Origin of the sequence: Olleya aquimaris (assembly GCF_003259525.1) — a bacterium.
Lineage (GTDB): Bacteria > Bacteroidota > Bacteroidia > Flavobacteriales > Flavobacteriaceae > Olleya > Olleya aquimaris.
The window spans coordinates 121,633-142,548 of the sequence record NZ_QLLO01000001.1; the positions used below are offsets into that span (position 1 = coordinate 121,633).

General features: G+C 33.4%; 19 protein-coding genes and 1 tRNA gene. 13 read left to right on the forward strand and 7 right to left on the reverse strand.

What is annotated here, in order from left to right:
* Positions 1-83: 83 nt before the first annotated feature.
* Both LY08_RS00505 and mce read right to left on the reverse strand, forming a co-directional pair.
* A tRNA-Ile gene (locus LY08_RS00505) sits at positions 84-157 on the reverse strand.
* Positions 158-213: 56 nt separating this feature from the next.
* On the reverse strand, positions 214-615 hold the full coding sequence (mce, locus tag LY08_RS00510) for a methylmalonyl-CoA epimerase (RefSeq protein WP_111658877.1): 402 nt from the start codon (positions 613-615) through the stop codon (positions 214-216).
* Between the two features lie 82 nt (positions 616-697).
* Here mce and rbfA point away from each other — a divergent pair, with 82 nt between their 5' ends.
* Together rbfA and LY08_RS00520 are read left to right on the forward strand one after the other, a co-directional pair.
* A complete protein-coding gene (rbfA, locus tag LY08_RS00515; RefSeq protein ID WP_111658477.1) occupies positions 698-1,093 on the forward strand; it encodes a 30S ribosome-binding factor RbfA in 396 nt (131 codons plus the stop codon).
* The gene (locus LY08_RS00520; protein ID WP_111658478.1) at positions 1,094-2,299 is read left to right on the forward strand and encodes an ABC transporter permease; all 1,206 of its coding nucleotides are present in this window, start codon (positions 1,094-1,096) and stop codon (positions 2,297-2,299) included. It begins immediately after the preceding gene.
* Here the strand turns inward: LY08_RS00520 and dusB are convergent, their stop codons facing one another.
* A complete protein-coding gene (gene dusB, locus LY08_RS00525) occupies positions 2,300-3,295 on the reverse strand; it encodes a tRNA dihydrouridine synthase DusB (protein ID WP_111658479.1) in 996 nt (331 codons plus the stop codon).
* A gap of 71 nt (positions 3,296-3,366) precedes the next feature.
* Here dusB and LY08_RS00530 point away from each other — a divergent pair, with 71 nt between their 5' ends.
* From LY08_RS00530 to LY08_RS00545, 4 genes are read left to right on the forward strand one after another with little or no spacing between them, the layout of a single operon-like run.
* The gene (locus LY08_RS00530; RefSeq protein WP_111658480.1) at positions 3,367-4,110 is read left to right on the forward strand and encodes a prolipoprotein diacylglyceryl transferase; all 744 of its coding nucleotides are present in this window, start codon (positions 3,367-3,369) and stop codon (positions 4,108-4,110) included.
* Positions 4,100-5,494 (forward strand): radical SAM protein, encoded by a 1,395-nt coding sequence (locus LY08_RS00535; protein WP_111658481.1) that lies wholly within the window; start codon positions 4,100-4,102, stop codon positions 5,492-5,494. Before LY08_RS00530 ends, LY08_RS00535 begins: the two co-directional genes overlap by 11 nt.
* On the forward strand, positions 5,491-5,691 hold the full coding sequence (locus LY08_RS00540; protein ID WP_111658482.1) for a hypothetical protein: 201 nt from the start codon (positions 5,491-5,493) through the stop codon (positions 5,689-5,691). The genes LY08_RS00535 and LY08_RS00540 overlap by 4 nt, the downstream gene beginning before the upstream one ends.
* Positions 5,688-5,885: a hypothetical protein gene (locus LY08_RS00545; RefSeq protein WP_111658483.1), complete on the forward strand. Its 198-nt coding sequence runs from the start codon at positions 5,688-5,690 to the stop codon at positions 5,883-5,885. The genes LY08_RS00540 and LY08_RS00545 overlap by 4 nt, the downstream gene beginning before the upstream one ends.
* On the opposite strand, the gene LY08_RS00550 is transcribed toward LY08_RS00545, so the two are convergent.
* On the reverse strand, positions 5,853-6,251 hold the full coding sequence (locus LY08_RS00550) for a DUF4345 domain-containing protein (RefSeq protein WP_111658484.1): 399 nt from the start codon (positions 6,249-6,251) through the stop codon (positions 5,853-5,855). The two genes, LY08_RS00545 and LY08_RS00550, sit on opposite strands and share 33 nt — an antisense overlap.
* Positions 6,252-6,344: 93 nt before the next feature.
* Positions 6,345-7,571, reverse strand: a complete 1,227-nt coding sequence (locus LY08_RS00555; RefSeq protein WP_111658485.1) for a M28 family peptidase — start codon at positions 7,569-7,571, stop codon at positions 6,345-6,347.
* Between the two features lie 59 nt (positions 7,572-7,630).
* On the opposite strand from LY08_RS00555, the gene LY08_RS00560 reads away from it, so the two are divergent.
* A complete protein-coding gene (locus tag LY08_RS00560) occupies positions 7,631-8,740 on the forward strand; it encodes a TolB family protein (protein WP_111658486.1) in 1,110 nt (369 codons plus the stop codon).
* Here LY08_RS00560 and LY08_RS00565 read toward each other — a convergent pair.
* Positions 8,737-11,142, reverse strand: coding sequence for a TonB-dependent receptor domain-containing protein (locus tag LY08_RS00565; protein WP_111658487.1), 2,406 nt, complete (start codon positions 11,140-11,142; stop codon positions 8,737-8,739). The two genes, LY08_RS00560 and LY08_RS00565, sit on opposite strands and share 4 nt — an antisense overlap.
* 157 nt (positions 11,143-11,299) lie before the next feature.
* Here LY08_RS00565 and lepA point away from each other — a divergent pair, with 157 nt between their 5' ends.
* A complete protein-coding gene (gene lepA, locus LY08_RS00570; RefSeq protein ID WP_111658488.1) occupies positions 11,300-13,096 on the forward strand; it encodes a translation elongation factor 4 in 1,797 nt (598 codons plus the stop codon).
* A gap of 36 nt (positions 13,097-13,132) precedes the next feature.
* Here the strand turns inward: lepA and LY08_RS00575 are convergent, their stop codons facing one another.
* Positions 13,133-14,977 carry a cation:proton antiporter gene (locus tag LY08_RS00575; RefSeq protein ID WP_111658489.1) on the reverse strand — a complete coding sequence of 615 codons (1,845 nt, stop codon included), beginning with the start codon at positions 14,975-14,977 and terminating at the stop codon, positions 13,133-13,135.
* Positions 14,978-15,187: 210 nt separating this feature from the next.
* Here LY08_RS00575 and LY08_RS00580 point away from each other — a divergent pair, with 210 nt between their 5' ends.
* From LY08_RS00580 to rnpA, 5 genes are all read left to right on the forward strand, one after another.
* Positions 15,188-16,051, forward strand: a complete 864-nt coding sequence (locus LY08_RS00580) for an MBL fold metallo-hydrolase (protein ID WP_111658490.1) — start codon at positions 15,188-15,190, stop codon at positions 16,049-16,051.
* A gap of 20 nt (positions 16,052-16,071) precedes the next feature.
* Complete coding sequence (locus LY08_RS00585) at positions 16,072-17,688, forward strand: S8 family peptidase (protein ID WP_111658491.1); 1,617 nt, start codon at positions 16,072-16,074, stop codon at positions 17,686-17,688.
* A 77-nt stretch (positions 17,689-17,765) separates the two neighbouring features.
* On the forward strand, positions 17,766-19,586 hold the full coding sequence (locus LY08_RS00590; RefSeq protein WP_111658492.1) for a M1 family metallopeptidase: 1,821 nt from the start codon (positions 17,766-17,768) through the stop codon (positions 19,584-19,586).
* Between the two features lie 138 nt (positions 19,587-19,724).
* The gene (locus LY08_RS00595; protein WP_111658493.1) at positions 19,725-20,525 is read left to right on the forward strand and encodes a LexA family transcriptional regulator; all 801 of its coding nucleotides are present in this window, start codon (positions 19,725-19,727) and stop codon (positions 20,523-20,525) included.
* A gap of 5 nt (positions 20,526-20,530) precedes the next feature.
* Entirely contained in the window at positions 20,531-20,896 is a 366-nt protein-coding gene (rnpA, locus tag LY08_RS00600) for a ribonuclease P protein component (protein ID WP_111658878.1), read from the forward strand.
* Positions 20,897-20,916: the final 20 nt, after the last annotated feature.

Consider the following 20,916-nt stretch of genomic DNA (forward strand, 5'->3'; position numbering starts at 1 on the left):
ATAATATCGTACCTTTTGTTGTCTCTTCTAAAAACAAAAAATCCGTAAAAGCTTAAAAATAAGCGATTTACGGATGTTTTTTGTGGTCCCACCTGGGCTCGAACCAGGGACTTTCTGATTATGAGTCAGATACTCTAACCAACTGAGTTATAGGACCCGAAATTGGAGTGCAATATTACTACTATTTTTAAAATACTGCAAACCTTTTTTTAATTACTTAATCTCTTGACAGAGCTCAATTAACACTCCGTTAGACGATTTTGGATGTAAAAAAGCAACTAACTTATTGTCTGCTCCTTTTTTAGGGGTTTCGTTTAACACAATAAAGCCTTCTTTTTTTAATCGTTTAATTTCTTTTTCAATATTAGCAACATCAAAAGCAATATGATGAATACCCTCTCCTTTTTTTTCTATAAACTTAGCGATAGGACTATCTGGTTTTGTGGCCTCTAATAATTCTATTTTATTAGGTCCAACTTTAAAAAAAGAGGTGTTTACGCCTTCACTTTTTACAGTTTCGGTTTTATAATGTGCTTTTCCAAAAAGCTTCGCGAAAAGCGTATTTGAAGCTTCTAAATCTTTAACTGCAATTCCTATATGCTCAATTTTTTTCATTTTTATGTATTTTAAGGTACAATAATTGCTTAAATATGCCTTAAAAGTAATATATTCTTGTAATAACAACTATTTTTGCACTATGGAAGAAAGTCAAAGACAAAAAAAAATAGCTTCGGTTTTACAACGTGATTTAGTAGACATCCTTCAAGGTGCTGCTACTCAGGGTGGTATGCGAGGTATAATAATATCGGTTTCTAAAGTTAGAGTGACCGCAGATTTAACAGATGCTAAAGTGTATTTAAGTATTTTTCCAAACGAAAAAGCTAAAGAACTTTTAGAAGGTATTAAAGCCAATAAGCCAATGATAAGACATGAGTTGGCACAACGCACCAGAAATCAATTACGTAGGATGCCTGTTTTAGAATTTTATGTGGATGATAGTTTGGAGCATATTGATAATATCGAAAAATCGCTTAAAGGTGAGGACAACCCAATTAAGAATCCTGATTTACTAGATAACCGAAAAAAGGGATAATTGAACTTTCCGTTATACATAGCAAAACGTTACATACGCAGTAAAAGCAGTAATAATGCTATTAACTTTATTACTATCATTGCTATTGTAGGCATTATTTTAGGCGCAGCTTCATTATTTATTGTGCTCTCTGGTTTTGCAGGTTTACGGGATTTTACCTTAGAGTTTTCTAGTATTATAGACCCAGATTTAAAGGTTGAAACCACCAAAGGAAAGTCCTTTATTTTAGACGAAAATCAAGAAAAACAATTATTAAATATTAAGGGTGTTGCTAATTTCTCAAAAATAATTGAAGAACGTGTTATAGCATCATCAGACGGTAATAATCACCCTGCTTATATTAAAGGGGTTGACCAAAATTATAATAAGATTACAGCAATTGACTCGGTAATTCCGTACGGAAATTGGTTGTATCCTGACACACCACAGATTGTGGTTGGTTGGGGAATATCTAACCGTTTGTCTGTATTTATTAACGATTATGGTAAAGCAGTCACGCTATCAGTGCCTAAACCAGGAAAAGGTCAGATTAGCTCTCAAAGTCAAGCATTAAATCAAGTAAATACGGTTAATGTTGGTATTTATGATATAAACGAAGAACTAAATAACAAGTACATATTTACTTCTATACAAACTGCTAGACAGTTGCTAAATTACGAACCTAATCGAGTGACTAATTTAGAGTTTAAATTAACTGAAAATGCAGACGAAGACCAAGTAAAAGAGGATATTAAATCTATTTTAGGAGATACTATAATTGTAAAAAATAAAGATCAGCTAAACGATGCCATTTATAAGATGCTAAACACTGAAAACCTTGCAGTGTACCTTATTTTTACATTAGTACTTATCATTGCGTTATTTAACGTTATAGGCTCCATTGTGATGATGATTTTAGATAAAAAGAAAACCTTAAACACCCTTTTTAATATAGGTGCAACGGTTAATGACATTAGAAACATCTTTTTTTACCAAGGAGTTTTGATGACGTTTATTGGAGGTTTTGTTGGATTAATTGTTGGTTATATTATTATCCAATTACAGTCTAGTTTTAGCCTTGTAATGATTACACCAAGTTTGCCTTACCCAGTTGCTATTCATTTTAAAAACTTTGTGATTGTAATGATTACAATTAGCGTTTTAGGTGTTATTGCTTCAAAAATTGCAGCGTCAAGAATTAGTCGTGATTTGGTGAAAACGAGTTAGTTACTCTGCAAACTGAAAATCGCCAAACTTTTCCAACACCTCATCAAAAGCAGCAAAAACATCTGCTGAAGCATCACTAGTGACCATTTTCATTCGGTGTTCTTTAAAATGTGGAATCCCCTTAAAGTAGTTGGTATAATGTCTTCTAGTTTCAAAAACACCCAATATTTCTCCTTTCCAATCAATAGACATTTGTAAGTGTCTTCTAGCAGCTTCTACGCGCTCTTGCATAGTGATTGGTCTGTAGTGTTCTCCTGTTTCAAAAAAGTGTTTGACTTGCTTAAAAAACCAAGGATTACCAATGGTTGCACGACCAATCATAGCGCCATCTAAACCATATTCGTCACGCATTAACATGGCTTTTTCTGGACTATCTACATCACCATTTCCAAACACAGGAATATGCATACGTGGGTTGTTTTTTACAGCTGCAATTGGTTTCCAATCGGCTTCACCTTTATACATTTGTGCTCTAGTACGACCATGTATGGCAATAGATTTAATACCGACGTCTTGTAAACGTTCAGCCACCTCAACAATTCTAATTGAATCATGATCCCAACCTAATCTGGTTTTTACAGTCACAGGTATGTCTGTACGTTTAACCATTTCGGCAGTCAATTTTTCCATTAAACAAACATCCTTTAAGATGCCTGCTCCTGCACCTTTGCTTACTACTTTTTTTACTGGACATCCAAAATTGATATCGATAATATCAGGCTTAGACTCTGCAACAATATCTATGGTTTGTAACATACTGTCTAGATTAGCACCAAAAATTTGGATACCAACAGGACGTTCTTTTTCGTAGATGTCTAACTTCATCACGCTTTTAGCAGCGTTACGGATTAGACCTTCACTAGACACAAATTCTGTATAGACCACGTCTGCACCTTGCTCTTTACACAAAGCACGAAAAGGAGGGTCTGAGACATCTTCCATTGGTGCTAACAACAATGGGAAATCTGGAAGTTCTATGTTACCTATTTTTACCACGAAAACAATTTTGATGCAAAATTAAGGTTTTTTAGGTAATTGTTTATCTTTAACTAATAATCTATCAATAATTGCAAATCCCATTCAACCCTCAGCTATTTGGTTATGATATAAACATTCATCTTGTTTTAGAATACCTCGCATTCTTTTTAGCCTTTAGATATTATGTGATTTTAAGACGAAAAATTACAGACAAAATCAATACAAATAACCGTTTGTCCATCATTCTTGGAGCAGCATTAGGTGCTCTAATTGGTTCTAGGTTAATTGGTTTTTTAGAAAATCCTTTAATCGAATTCTCTCAGCAAAATCTAATACAATTACTTAACACTAAAACCATAATGGGTGGCTTATTTGGAGGTTTACTTGGTGTTGAAATAGCTAAAAAGATAATTAACGAAAAACAGTCGTCAGGAGATTTGTTTGTTTTCCCTATAATTTTAGGCATTTTTATTGGTCGTATAGGTTGCTTTTTATCTGGAATTAACGAGTTTACTTATGGTCTCGAAACTTCATCAATTTTTGGTATGGATTTAGGAGATGGTTTATTGAGACACCCAACATCTTTGTACGAGCTAGTTTTTTTAGTACTGCTGTTCTTCATTTTAAAACGTATAGCTTCTCATTTCACTTTAAAAAATGGTGACTTATTTAAGCTGTTTATGCTAAGCTATTTTGGATTTCGATTTTGTATCGAATTTTTAAAACCAAATATATTTTACATTTTTGGGTTAAGTACCATTCAAATTTTATGTGTAATTTGTTGGTTGTATTATAGTCCTTTTATCTTTCAAAAACTAAAACATGCCAGTTAGAAAATATACCTATTACGATTTTACTTTAAGTCTCTGTCCAGAGTGTTTACGACGTGTAGATGCTAAAATAGTCTTTGAAGATGGCAATGTTTACATGCTAAAACGTTGTAAAGAACATGGTAACACTAAAGTGTTAATTGCAGACGATATCGAGTATTACAAAAACATACGCAACTACAATAAACCTAGCGAAACACCTTATACTTTTAACACCAAAACCGACTATGGTTGTCCATACGATTGTGGTTTGTGTCCAGACCATGAGCAGCACAGTTGCTTAACAGTTGTAGAGGTCACAGATAGGTGTAATTTAACTTGCCCAACCTGTTATGCTGGCTCGTCGCCAACCTATGGACGACATCGTACCTTAGACGAAGTCAAAGCGATGTTAGACACTATTGTTAGTAACGAAAAGGAACCTGATGTTGTACAAATTTCTGGTGGAGAACCAACCATACATCCTCAGTTTTGGGAAATTATGGACTACGCAAAATCCTTACCTATTCGACATTTAATGTTGAATACTAATGGAATTAAAATAGCTAAAGATGTCGCTTTCGCGGAAAGACTAAAAACCTACGCTCCAGATTTTGAAATCTATTTACAATTTGATTCGTTTGAAAACAGCGTTTTGCGCGAATTACGTGGTGCAGATTTAAATGACATCCGTAAACAAGCAATTGAAAACCTGAACAAATTAAACCTATCAACTACTTTGGTAGTCACGCTTCAAAAAGGATTAAATGATGGTGAAATAGGAAAAATTATTGACTACGCATTGAAGCAAAAATGTGTTAGAGGTGTCACCTTACAACCAACGCAAATAGCAGGACGATTAGAGCATTTTAATCCAGAAACGGATCGCATGACTTTAACAGAAGTACGTAGAAAAATACTGGAACAAACCAACGTTTTTAATCCAGACGACCTGCTTCCAGTACCTTGTAATCCTGATGCTTTGGTTATGGGTTATGCACTTAAATTAGAGGACGAAGTGTTTCCGCTAACACGCTATATTAACCCAAATGATTTGTTAGATAATAGCAAAAACACGATTATTTATGAGCAGGACGAACAGCTTCAAGACAAAATGATTGAGTTGTTTAGTACAGGTAACTCGGTTGAAGTTGCGGAAGAAAATCTAAAATCTATTATGTGTTGTCTGCCGGATATTGATGCCCCACATTTGGGTTACGATAATTTGTTTAGAGTGATTATTATGCAATTTATTGATGCTTATAATTTTGATGTTAGAGCCATTAAAAAATCTTGTGTACATATTGTAGATAAAGACAATAAAATTATCCCTTTTGAAACTATGAATTTGTTTTACAGAGATAATAAAAAAGCACGTTTGGAAGAACTTAGAAATGAAGTGATATGAATGTTTTAATAGAAGGAGGTGATTATACAATGGTAATATTAATAGTCTTATTAATAATGTTTGGCATTCCTGTTATTTTAAGTCTTATTGCATTCTTTTTAAAAAACAAAAAGCCTAAAACAGCAAAAGTTTTAGGAATAATTGCGTTAGTATATTTAATAATTAGCTTAGGCTATTGTGGAGTTTTAGCAATATGATAAATCTAGAAGTAAACTTAGACGGAATAGTAGAAATGATGCTAGCCATGATGTTTGGTCCAGCAATAATTTTAGCTTTAATTGGATTTGTACTACAAAAACGAAATAAAAAAGCAGCAAAAGTCTTTTTTATACTTGCTGTTACTTATGTTATTGTAAGCCTAGGTGTTTGTGGTGTTTTGATGACGCAATAACACCCAAAACCCATAACACCCTAAAAACAATTCTGCAATTGTCCCAAATTGGTAACCTAAAGTTGGAGTGCCGTCAATAATAATACTTAGTAATCTTCCTAAACCTAATCCTAGCATAAATACCACATTAGTGATTAATGCTATTTTAAGATAGTTAGCTTTAAAAACGCCTAAAACCCATAACACAGAAACCCCTAAATACAAACCCATAATGGCTTTAAAAAAATTATGCTCGTCTATAGTGTTTAAATGAATGTCAAACTGGGAGCTTGGGTTAAACCCATAAACCAAAGACACTGGCACTACAATACATACAGAGATTACTAAATGTATTTTGTTGATGATGTCTGTATTGGAAATATTCATGTTGTTTTATTTTGTCATTCTGAACGCAGTGAAGAATCTTAATCCTTTAACTGTTTGTTTGAGATTCTTCACGACGTTTAGAATAACAGAGTTTTAAAACTGGATTTTTGCCTCAACTAGTTTTCCTTTTCTATCTACAGTAACAATTGTTTTATCTCCTTCTTCAAAAGTAGATAAAGCCATCATATAGGACATCATATCTGTGACTTCAATATCACCTAACTTTACTACAATATCGCCTTTTTGTAATCCTGCCTTTTGTGCTGGTTTATCTTCACTTACACCATCTATACGCATACCTTTTCCGTCAAATAAATAGTCCGGAATAACACCTAAACCAACCTTAAAACGTGGCACTTCTTCACTTTCGTTTTTTGTTTTTCTAAACGGTAATTTTCCGTTGTTATCAAGGTCTGTAATTATATTAAAAATGTAATTAGATATCACTTGCATTCCGTTAAAATGTAAACGCTCTGTATCGTCTGTTGGTTTATGGTAATCTTCATGCTGTCCAGTAAAAAAGTGTAATACCGGAATATCTACATTATAAAAACTAGTGTGATCACTTGGTCCAACTCCAGATTCCTTTTGTACTAATTTAAAACGGTTGTTATGCGCTTTTAAAGTTTGTTTAAATATTGGAGAGGTTCCAACACCATAAACTGCCAAAGTACTATCTGCTTTTAAACGACCAACCATATCCATGTTAATCATATAATTGGCTTTATCGTTACTTATTGTAGGGTTTTTGGTGTAGTAATTAGAGCCTAGTAAACCCATTTCTTCACCTGAAAAAGTGATGAATAAATAGTTGTTATTAATATTTTTATCCTTTAGCTTTTTAGCTAAGTTTAAAAGCACAGCTACACCACTTGCATTATCATCTGCTCCATTGTGGATTTGTGTACTGTCGCCTCTATACAAACTGCCTTCTGCGCCATAGCCCAAATGGTCGTAATGTGCACCAATAATAACCGTGTGTTCTGCTTTATTGTCTATAAACCCAATAACATTTGTTGCAGTAATCGTGCTATCACCATCTTTAACTGTGTAATTTACTTCTTGATGCGGATCTGTTTTTGGTTTAAAAGAAAACCTCTGAAAGTAACCCTCTGTCCCTTTAGGTTGTAAACCTAAATTTTTAAATCGGTCTGCAATATAGTTTGCTGCTTTTTGCTCGCCATCTGTACCTGTTTGACGACCCTCTAACGCATCATCTGCTAAAAATTCTACGTCCTCTTGAATGGTGATTTCTTTTAAAATTTCATTTTTACATGAAGTAAAAACAAGTAAAAAAGCCAGCAGTTTTAAGTATTTCATTATAAGAAGTATTAATTTTGTATAAAATTAGGCAAATAAAGCCATTTATTAAAGTTATTATGAAGACTAAATTGTTCGGAATCTTATTAATTACTATTGTGTTTTTTTCTTGTAAAGAAGAAAACCAATCCACCTCTCAAGACACTTCTAAAACAGAAGTAAAAGCATCTGATAACTCATTAATTTATCCTGAAGAAAAGCACTTTAAAAGTTTACGTCAAGTAACGTTTGGTGGAGATAATGCAGAAGCGTATTGGAGTTTTGATGATAAGCAACTTGTGTTTCAGTCTAATTATGATAAATGGAATGTAAGCTGTGACCAAATGTTTTTAATGAATGCAGACCAGACTTTTGATAGCATAGCGCCTCCAATGGTTAGCACAGGAAAAGGTCGTACAACCTGCTCGTACTTTTTACCAGATAACAAGCATATTATTTATGCCTCAACCCATTTAGGAGATGAAAACTGTCCAGATACACCTTTACGTAAAAACGGAAAATACATTTGGCCAGTTTATGATACGTTTGACATTTTTGTAGCCGATTTAGAAGGAAATATTGTAAAACAACTAACCCATGAGCCTGGTTATGATGCAGAACCAACCGTGTCGCCAAAAGGAGATAAAATTGTCTTTACCTCAACCAGAAGTGGCGATTTAGAATTATATACCATGAATTTGGATGGTACAGATGTTAAGCAAATTACTAACGAATTGGGTTATGATGGTGGTGCGTTTTTCTCACCTGACGGAACAAAAATAATCTTCCGTTCGTCTCGTCCTAAAACAGAACAAGAGATCAAAGAATACAAAGATTTATTAGCTGAAGGTTTGGTAGAACCAACAGATATGGAGCTTTACATTTGTAATGCAGATGGTAGTGATTTACGACAATTAACCGATTTAGGAAATGCTAATTGGAGTCCGTTTTTTCATCCTTCTGGAGAAAAAATATTATTCTCGTCTAACTTTGAGGCAGAGCGTGGTTTTCCGTTTAATTTATACTTAATCGATATTGATGGTAAAAATTTAGAACGCGTCACACACAGTGAAACGTTTGATGCCTTCCCTGTGTTTTCTAACGATGGTAAAAAGCTAGCGTTTTCTTCTAACCGTAATAATGGTGGTGGACGTGATACTAATTTGTTTATTGCGGAATGGGTAGATTAATCCTCTAATCGCTCGCGTTCTTTTAGTTCTTTAGTACGCTCGTTAGTTTCTAAAGTAGTGTTTCCAAACTTATAACTAAAACCTAATTTGACATAACGGTTATCCAGGTTGGTAAAGTTTCGGCTGTTTTGATTAGCGTATTTTGAACGTACTGCAAAGTCTTGTTGATTAAATAAATCTGCAAACGCTAAGGATATGGTCCCTTTCTTTTTAAATACTTTTTTACTAAACGACAAATCAGACACCAAACGCGTATCAACAATTTGAAACCCTTGTTGGTTTTTTCCAACATATGTCAGTGTAAAGTTTGCTGTTAAACTATTGTCTTTTAAAAACGAAAAATCATTGCTTAATACAGAATAGTTACTCCATTGATCTGTTTTAATTAATTGATTATTAAACATGGCTTCATCTTCAATATTATAAAACGAGGTCACAAAATAAACAGACCAATTGTCCAACATGTCAAAATAGGTGATAAAATCAAAACCAAATTCTGTGGTGCTTCCAATATTGGTAGGAGAATATATTAGCACATTATTATCGTTGTCTTGTAAAGGCAGTTCATTAATTTGATTAGAGATATCTTTATAATAAGCTTCAACAGTAAATCGTTGATTAATCTCTGAACCAACTACAAAATGATTGGTAAACGATGGTTGTAAGTTTGGATTTCCTGTGACAATAGTATTATCGTTTAAAAAGAAATTAAACGGGTTTAAATCTTGATAATTTGGACGTTCTATAACACGTTTATAATTAGTGTACAGACTAGTGTTATCAAACGCTTGCCAACTTAGATTAAGGGTTGGGAACAATTCTAAATAATCTTGTGTATTATTAAGATTAGTCATTGGCGACTGACCCTCTAAGTCGGTATATTCTGCTCTTAACCCTCCAGAAAAACTCCATGTTTCCCAACTTTTATTATAGCTAAGGTAACCTGCAATAATGGATTCGTCATAATTAAAAGCATTAGTATTAGCTGTATTTAATGTTTGTTCTCCAGTGGTTTGATTAATATCAAACTGAGTAATATCACTAGTTGTATTAACCATAGAAAACTTAGCACCAAAAGACAGGTTAGAGGTATCGCTAGTTGGTAAATCAAAATCTAACTGAGAGGTTAATATATCTGTAGTTTGATTATTTTTAGTGTTGAATGCAGTACTAAAATTAGAGGTGTTATTTGGGAAAAAGTAATCTGAATTTACATGTTGTTTTCTGTTATAATCATACTTAGTAAAATGAGTATTTAATAACAGTTTCGCGCCATTTTTAAATTTAAGAGTGTAGTCTAAATCTGTTCCAATATTATATTTATCGTCTTGAGAATAATTAATGGCGTTAAAACGGTAATCATCCGGTCCTTGTAAATCGTCTACATTGGTTTCTCCTTTTGTGAGATAATCAAAATAAGGTAAGTACAATATGGTTGATGATAGACTTAAGGTATTATTATCATTAATAAAATAGTCAAAATTAAGGTTAGCGTTGTGGGTTTTAGAGGTTGTATTTCTGTTAATGTCTGTTATCCAACGCTCTGACACAGTGTTATTATCTAGATAATTAATTTCTTCGTCATTATCTCTATTAATTTTGCTATGGTTATAGTTATAATTAAGATTGATATTTATTTTTTGGGTTTTATAAAACTGGCTTAGTCCTGCATTATATCTTGGAAAAACACCTTGAGTATAATTACCAAAAACCGTCCCTCTGTAACCAGTTACCAGATTTTTAGACATGACAATATTTAACACAACACCACTATCTGCATCATATTTTGCGGGTGGATTAGTAATCACTTCAATTTTTTGAATACTATTTGCTGAAGAATTAGATAGTAATTGATTTAACTCGGTTGCAGATAATTGTACTTTTCTATCGTTAATATACACGGTTGGCGAGCTGTTTTTAACAGAAATAACATCTCCTAAAATTAAAACTCCAGGTGTGCTGCGTAACACATCTAGCATGCTTCCTTCGCTTAACGAGGTATTGGCAACATTAAAAATTAGTCGGTCTACTTCTTTTTTTAATGTTGGTTTATTGGCCACAATTAGCACCTCGTCTAAGTTTTGGTTTTCTTCAATTAGTACCAAAGACAAATTAATGCTTTTATCCAAATCAAACTGTTGGTCTACTGTTTTGTACCCTATGTAACTTGCTGTAATTCGGTATTTACCAGAAGATAATTCATCAAACTGAAACAAGCCATCTTCATTAGAAGAGACACCTTTAGTTACAGAAATACCTTCAGAAGACAATTTATACAATACAATGTTTGTAAAGGCAATAGGCTGATTGTTTTCATCAGAAATTTTTCCAGAAACCTTTAAATCTTGACCATAACCTAAAGTATAAAAACATAGAAAAAATAAGTAGAAAAAATGCTTCATTTAAAATAACTTGGGTATGCAATATAGCAATAGTTTTAGACTTTTTGTTGTGGGAAAAACCATAAATTAGGTTACGGTTCAATTCCTAACAAAAAAGAAAAAAAGCCCAATAAATACTTTATATTTGCAGCATCTTTATTTATGAAGAGATTTGACTATGAAGAACATAAGAAACTTTTGCATTATTGCACATATTGATCACGGTAAAAGCACACTTGCAGACCGTTTGTTAGATACAACTGGATCTGTAACAGCTCGTGAAAAGCAAAACCAGCTTTTAGATAATATGGATTTAGAGCGCGAACGTGGTATTACCATTAAGTCGCACGCCATCCAGATGGATTATATTTATGAAGGAGAGCATTATATATTAAACCTTATTGATACACCAGGACACGTAGATTTTTCTTATGAAGTGTCTAGGTCTATTGCTGCTTGCGAAGGGGCTTTACTAATTGTAGATGCTGCACAAAGTATACAAGCACAAACCATTTCTAACCTATATTTAGCGCTTGAAAATGATTTAGAAATAATTCCTGTGCTAAACAAAGTAGATTTACCAAGCGCAAATCCAGAAGAAGTAACCGATGATATTGTTGATTTATTAGGGTGTGACCCAAGCGAAGTCATCCATGCTAGTGGAAAAACTGGATTTGGCGCAGAGGATATTTTAAAAGCTATTATCGAGCGTATTCCTGCTCCAAAAGGAGATCCAAACGCGCCATTACAAGCTTTAATTTTTGATTCGGTTTATAATACTTTTAGAGGAATTGAAACATATTTTAGAGTCTTTAACGGAGAAATTAAAAAAGGACAACATATTAAATTTGTTGCTACAAATAAAGATTATCACGCAGATGAAGTTGGTACACTAAAGCTTACTCAAGTTGCTAAACAAAGTGTAAAAACTGGAGATGTAGGTTATTTAATTACCGGAATTAAAACCGCTAAAGAAGTAAAAGTAGGAGATACTATTACAGATTTTGAAAACCCTACCACAAATATTGTCGAAGGGTTTGAGGATGTTAAACCTATGGTTTTTGCAGGAATTTACCCTGTAGATACAGAGGATTACGAAGAGCTAAGAAATAGCATGGAAAAGCTACAACTTAACGATGCGTCTTTAGTATTTCAGCCAGAAAGCTCTGCAGCTTTAGGTTTTGGTTTTAGATGTGGGTTTTTAGGAATGCTTCACATGGAAATTATCCAAGAGCGTCTTGAAAGAGAGTTTGATATGACCGTAATTACAACAGTACCTAACGTATCTTATCACGCCTTTACAAATAAAAATCCTGACGATGCTTTTATTGTCAACAACCCAAGTGATTTACCAGATCCTTCTACTGTTAATCGTGTGGAAGAGCCTTTTATTAAGGCTACAATCATTACAAAATCAGACTTTGTTGGTAACGTAATGAGTTTGTGTATTGAAAAACGAGGCATGATTACAAATCAAACCTATTTAACACCAGAGCGTGTTGAATTAACTTTTGAAATGCCTTTAGCAGAAATAGTTTTTGATTTTTACGACAGACTTAAAACTGTATCTAAAGGATATGCGTCTTTTGACTACCATCCAATAGGAATGAAAGTGTCAAAATTAGTACGTTTAGATGTCTTATTAAATGCACAACCTGTTGATGCGTTGTCGGCTTTAATACATGCAGATAATGCACACAACATTGGTAAAAAGATGTGTGAGAAGTTAAAAGAATTAATACCGCGTCAGCAATTTGATATTCCAATTCAAGCTGCAATAGGAGCAAAAATTATAGCAAGAGAAACGGTAAAAGCATTACGAAAAGATGTGACCGCTAAATGTTATGGTGGTGATATTTCGCGTAAGCGAAAGCTATTAGAAAAGCAGAAAAAAGGTAAAAAACGTATGCGACAAGTTGGTAATGTAGAAATACCTCAACAAGCATTTATGGCTGTTTTAAAACTTAATGATTAATAAAAAAAGCGTTGATAATTTCAACGCTTTTTTATTTTATACTGTTTCTACTTGCTCAACATCCAAAGGTTTTCCTAAATATACCAAAGCGTAACCTTCTTCTACATCTTTAATCTCTGTATTGTTAGACGGAATGATGTGTAATTCTCCTTCATCGTCTTTTATAAATAAAGGAACTATATCTTTATCCTCGTTTGTGATTTTAATTAAATCATCTAAATGTGCTTTATCAATAATTTCAATTTCTTGAATACTTGGGTAACTTCTAGTGACATCTAGCAAAGAGTTATAGTCATCTGTATGAGAAAATAGCCCTTCAAGAGGAGATTTGGTTTCATCACGCATTTCTTCAGTGGACACCAATCTAAACGAACCATTCTCTCCAAATTGCTTAGAAAATTTGCTGATCGCGTATTTATTAATATCTGTATTTCCTGTAAGTGCCATTAGATATCCAACATCATTTAATTCTATATCATCTAATAGATTATCAGAATAAATATTTGTGTTTAAAGCTTCTAAGCCAAGCTCTTTAGCTTTATTTATATTGTTTTGGTTACTATCAATTAGCACGACATGTCTTCCGTTAGCCACTAAATAATGTCCTATTAATCGTGATACTTTTGAAGCGCCAATAATTAAAATTCCGTTAGATTGCTTTAAAAACACACCCACTAATTTTGCAAATAATCTAGCAGTAGTTGCATTTAATAAAACGGTTCCTAATACTATAACAAACACTAAAGGCGTTATATATTCTGCACCAGGAACACCTTTGCTTGCTAATTTTAGACCAAATAGTGACGCAATACCTGCAGCAACAATTCCGCGTGGTCCAACCCAACTTATAAATAGCTTTTCGTTTAGCTTTAATTTAGACCCAATGGTACTAAGAAATACACCTAATGGTCTGATTAAAAATACTACTGAAGCAAATAACGCTGCGGTTTTCCAATTATAAATTAATAATAGCTCACTAAAGTTAATATTGGCAGCTAAAAGAATAAATAATATTGAAATTAATAACACACTTAAGGACTCTTTAAAGTACAATAGCTCTTTTAAGTACGCCGATTTAGAATTACCTAAAACCATACCCATAACCACAACAGCTAATAAGCCAGATTCGTGCGCAAATGCGTCTGACAATACAAATACACCAAGTACTGCAGCTAATGCAAATACGTTTAATAAGTAATGAGGTACCCATTTTTTATTAATTATAAAATTCATGGCATGCGCAAAAGTAAACCCAAATGTAGCTCCGAATAGGACAATTTTTCCAAATTCAATCAGTGCTGTTTTTGTGAATTCACCTCCAGCATCAACGCTGATAAATTCAAACACTAATACCGCAACTAAAGCACCAATAGGATCTATTAAAATTCCCTCCCATTTTAGGACTGCAGACACGTCTTTTTTAAGCGGAATATTCCTTAAAATTGGTGTTATAACTGTAGGTCCAGTTACTATGATTAATCCAGAAAACAAAAATGAAATCTCCCAGCTTAAATTTATGATGTAATGCGCAGCTATTCCTGCTCCAAAAAATGTAACAAGAGACCCAAGCGAAATTAACTTAGTAATTACTGGTCCTACATTTTTTATTTCACTCATTTTTAGGGTTAAACCACCTTCAAATAATATGATGCTAATGGCTAAGGACACAAAATAAAACAAGCTTTCGCCAGGAAATAAACCTTCGTCTCCATTCCAAATAGGCTCTATCCATTTTGTTCCATCATTACTTAAATATTCTGCTGCAATAGGACCCACTAACAATCCAATAAGTATTAAAGGTAAAATGGCTGGGATTTTAAATTTCCAAGCCACCCATTGTGCTAATATTCCTAAAATTATAATTCCTGCTAATTCTAACATACACTTTTTGTTTTTGTGAAATTACTAATTCTTTCAATTTTTTCGAGCAATTTGAAATTTTTTTAATTAATCTATAGTGTCAATAATTAACAAAAAAACACTTTTTTATTAAAAACGCGACTAAGTGTACTATTAATAAAATGCTAAAGTAACTTGCTATATGACATTATTTAGTAATTTGCATGGTCTTTTAACACGCAACAATATTTAATGACACTTTACCCTATTCAAGCAGGACATTTTAAATTAGATGGAGGCGCCATGTTTGGTGTAGTCCCAAAATCGTTATGGAGCAGAACCAATCCTGCAGATAACAATAATATGATTGATATAGCAGCACGCTGTTTATTAATTGAAGACGGAAACCGTCTAACATTAATCGATACAGGTATGGGTAACAAACAAAGCGATAAGTTTTATGGTTACTACCATTTGTATGGAGATGATTCGATTGAAAAATCACTTAAAACCGCAGGATTTTCTAAAGATGATGTTACAGATGTATTTATGACGCATCTTCATTTTGACCACTGTGGTGGTAGTATTCAATATAATAAAGACAGAACCCTTTTAGAACCAGCCTTTAAAAATGCAAAGTTTTGGAGTAATCAAGACCATTGGAAATGGGCAACACAACCAAACAGACGTGAAGTTGCTTCGTTTTTAAAAGAAAACATATTACCAATGGAGGACAGCGGTCAATTACATTTTACCAAACTTCCTCAAGAAGATATATTAAAAAACTCTCAATTAGGTTTTGATATTTTTTTCGCCAATGGACATACGGACAAGCAAATGATTCCTATGATACATTACAACGATAAAACTATTTGTTTTATGGCAGATTTATTACCAACCGTTGGACACCTTCCAATTCCGTTTGTAATGGGTTATGACACAAGACCATTACTAACTTTAGACGAAAAAGAAAAATTCCTCAATTTAGCAGCAGATAACAATTATTACTTATTTTTGGAACATGATGCACATCACGAGATTATTACTGTGCAGCACACAGAAAAAGGTGTTAGATTAAAAGACACCTTTACTTGTCACGATATTTTTAATTCATAAACTCAAACACAATACAAACAATGAAGATTAATTATAGACCAATTGTATTATCCGCTTTTACAGCTTTAGTATTATCAAGCTGTGGTGGTGGTGCGCCAATACTTTCAACACCTATTGAAAATATTGACAATACACCAATTAAAGAATCTCCTTTAACAGAAGCAGAAGCACAAAATTGGGGACATTTAGATTTAGTTAAAGACACTATTCCTGGAATGAGTGTTGATAAGGCTTACGCCGAAATTATTAAAGGTAACAAAGGACAACAAATTATTGTTGCAGTTATTGATTCTGGAATAGATATTACGCACGAAGATTTAGATGGTGTGATTTGGACTAATCCTAAAGAAATTGCTGGAAACGGTAAAGATGATGATGGTAATGGTTATGTGGATGACATCCATGGATGGAACTTTTTAGGTGATGCCTATAACGAGCAATTAGAAATGACGCGTATAGCTGCAAGTGGTGACACTAGCATCCCAAGATATGCTGAAGCTGTTGCACAATTAGAACAAGATTACCAAAAAGCAATGGGTGGAAAACAACAATACGATCAGATTTTTACCCAAGTTAATAGTGCACATGAAACATTAACAGCTCATTTTAATAAAGCAGATTACACACCTGCAGAAGTTAATGCATTAACACCTACAGAAGGGTCAGAATTAGCAACAGCAGTAGGTACAGCTAAGTTTATTTATGCTAACGGTATCACCTCTATCGAAGACGCTATAGAGCAAATTAAAGGAGGTGTAGAATATTATACAGATCAAGTAAACTATAACTTAAACAAAGACTTTAAAGGACGTACAACTGGAGATAATCCAGATGATTTTAACGACAAACCAGGTTACGGAAACGGAAACGTGATGCCAGTTAAAAAATCTGAAAGTCATGGTACTCACGTAGCTGGTATTATTGCTGCAGAGCGCAACAATGGTTTAGGTGCAAATGGAGTAGCAAATAATGTAAAAATAATGTCAATTCGTGCAGTACCAAATGGTGACGAGTATGATAAAGACATTGCTAAGGCTATTAGATACGCAGTAGATAATGGAGCAAAAATCATTAACGGTAGTTTTGGTAAAAGCTTTTCTACGCATCCAGAATGGGTAAGAGATGCTATTAAATATGCAAGCGATAAAGGTGTTATTTTTGTTCATGCTGCTGGAAACGACAGTAAGGACGTAGATACTAAACCAAACTTCCCAGACGATAATGTTAATTTTGTAGAGGTTAGTGATACGTATATTCGTGTTGGAGCTTTAGCGCCTAGTTATGGTACTAAAGTAGTTGCTGGATTTTCTAACTACGGTAAGAAAAATGTAGATGTTTTTGCGCCTGGAGCTCAAGTATATTCTACAACTCCAGAAAACGAGTATGACACTAAAGGTGGAACTAGTATGGCTGCTCCTGCAGTAGCAGGTGTTGCTGCTTTAGTATGGTCACAGTATCCTAAACTAAAAGCTTCACAGGTAAAGCAAATTATTATGGACTCTGGTTTAGCTATTCCAACTCAAGTTGTTGTTGGTGGAGATGCTAGTAATGTTCAGCCATTTGCTAATTTAAGCAAATCAGCAAAAATTGTAAATGCCTATAACGCATTGGTTATGGCGTCTCAAATTTCAAAATAAATGATTTTATAATATTAAAAGCCTCAACCCTTTTATAGTTGAGGCTTTTTTATTTCAACTTTAAAATAAATTTAAAAATGAGAAAACTTCTTCTTTTAGCTTTTGCCTTTAGTGTATTAGTAGCTTGTAATTCAACCAAACCTGCAGCATCTGCTCCAGTAAATAACACTGCTACTAAATCGACTTATTGGCAACAACATGTAGATTATAAAATGGACATTGATATGGATGTTACTACCTATCAATACAAAGGAAAACAAACGTTGGTCTACACCAACAACTCGCCAGACGTGTTAGACAGAGTGTATTATCATTTATACTTTAATGCGTTTCAACCTGGTAGCGAGATGGATGTACGCTCAAGAACTATTGAAGACCCTGATCGTCGAGTTGGAGATCGTATAAGCAAGCTAGCACCAAACGAGATTGGTTATATTAAAGTTAACAGCTTAAAACAAAACGGTACTGCATTAAATCATGACACTGTTGGAACAGTTTTAGAGGTGGATTTAGCTAAACCAATCCAACCAGGAGAAAGTGTAACCTTTACAATGGATTTTGATGCGCAAGTCCCTAAACAAATCCGTCGTTCTGGACGTGATAATGCAGAAGGAGTCGCCTTATCCATGACACAATGGTATCCTAAATTAGCAGAATATGATTTTGAAGGTTGGCACGCTCATCCATACATTGGTAGAGAGTTTCATGGTGTTTGGGGTGATTTTGATGTAACATTAACCATTGACAAAAACTATGTGGTTGGAGGTACTGGTTACCAACAAGGTGATGCTGTAGTAAAAGGAAATAAAAAAACACTTCATTTTAAAGCTCCAAAAGTACATGACTTTACTTGGGCTGCAGATCCTGATTATATTCACGATACCATGCAGGTACCAAATGGACCACTACTTCATTTTTATTACAAAAAAGATCTACCTGCAGAAAACTTAGAACATTGGAAAAATTTACAACCAAAAACGGTTGAGTTAATGCAATATTTTTCAGAAAATATAGGAGAATATCCTTACGACCAATACTCGGTTATTCAAGGTGGTGATGGTGGGATGGAATATGCCATGTGTACTCTAATTACTGGAAAACGAAGCTTTGGAAGTCTACTAGGTGTGACAGCACATGAATTAGCACATACTTGGTTTCAGTTTTTATTAGCAACTAACGAAGCTAAACACGAGTGGATGGATGAAGGATTTACAAGTTACATCAGTGATTATGCTATGGACTATGTGATGAAAACGAATAAAGAGAATCCTGCTGAAGGAGGTTATGGTGGTTACTACTATTTAGTAAAATCTGGAAAAGAAAAACCTCAAACCACACATGCAGATCGTTTTGAAACTAACTTAGCTTACGGTATTGCAGCTTATAACAAAGGGTCTGTGTTTTTATCGCAATTAGCTTACGTTATTGGAGAGGACAATTTAAAGAAAACTTTAAAGCAATACTATACAGATTGGGCTTTCAAACATCCAACGCCTAATGATTTTATTAGAGTTGCAGAAAAAGTGTCTGGTTTAGAGTTAGATTGGTATTTAACAGATTGGACCATGACCACTAATACAATCGATTATGCTGTGACTTCTACAGAAGAAAATAACAACATTACTACCGTTAATTTAGAACGTAAAGGATTAATGCCAATGCCATTAGATTTGGAAGTAGAATTTACAGACGGAACTACAGAGCAATATTATATCCCTTTACAAATGATGCGTGGTGAAAAGCCAGTAACAACTGAAACTAAAATCTTAAACGATTGGGCTTGGGCTTATCCAACCTATAGTTTTAGTATTAGTAAGCCAAAAAGTATGATAAAGTCTATTACAATAGATCCTAAACAACGTATGGCAGATATTGATAAATCAAATAATACATTATAATATCTGTATTATAACTTTTATATATAAAGCCTCTTTATTGAGGCTTTATTTGTTTAGTAGACTCTTACAAATGTTTAACTTTTATTAATTTGTATATTAGCATATTGTTTAAAATAATATGCTATTAAATAGTAAAATATGCTACAAATAGACCAAAAAATTACTGCTATAATTAACCATTTTAAGCTTAATAACTATGCGTTTTCAAAACGCATTGGTGTAACCGGAACTACTATAGATAGTATAGTTAATGGTAGGCCACAACAAGATGGTACGCGTAAAAAAACAAAACCTGGTTATGATGTTTTAAGTGCTATTATTAATGAATTTAATATTAATCCAGATTATCTTTTTGGAAAAAGCGAGGTGATGTTAAAGCAGGATTTTAAACAAATTCAAACATATTCTGGAATACCGCAAGTAGTTACTGTTAATCAAGATGATAAAGAAAATGTAGTGTTTGTACCTGTAAAAGCTAGAGCTGGATATTTAGATGGTTATGGTGATACAGAGTTTATAGAGACTCTTCCTTCGTTTAATATGCCACATTTAAATAATGGTACTTATAGGTGTTTTGAAGTTCAAGGCAATTCAATGATACGTACGTTTTTTGATGGTGATTTAGTCTTTGGTAAATATGTAGAAGATGTAAACGATGTAAAAGATGGACAAGTTTATGTTATAGTTAGTAAAAATGATGGTGTCGTTTTAAAACGTGTTATAAATCAAATTGAAGAGCGTAGAAAATTAATTTTAAAAAGCGATAATAAGGATGGGAATTATCCATCGTATAGCATAAACGCAGAAGATATTATGGAAATCTGGCATGTTATTATGTTTGCTTCTAAACAGGTTCCAGAACCGTTTGATGTTTATGATAGATTGCATAATCTTGAAAGCAAAATAGAAGAGCTTCAAGAGCAGGTCAAAAAAAATTAATGGTTATGCGCTTAACATTCAACAAAAAAGAAAAGCTTAAAAGCCAAAAAGCTATTGAGCAATTATTTGCTGAGGGGAAATCTGTATCTGCGTATCCTTTACGCATGGTGTATATAAAAAATAACGATACTTTAAAAGTTGGTGTGTCTGTTAGTAAGCGTCACTTTAAAAAAGCTGTAGATAGAATTCGTGTTAAAAGGCTACTAAGAGAAGCGTATCGATTAAATAAAACTATGTTAATAGACAATAATATTGACCATTACACGCTAATGATTTTATATATTAGTAAAGACATGCCAGATTTTCAGCTAGTTGATGCTAAAATGAAGACATTACTATCTAAATTTAAAGACCAAGTTGTAAAGCCTTAAACTGCTATTTAAGACTTTCA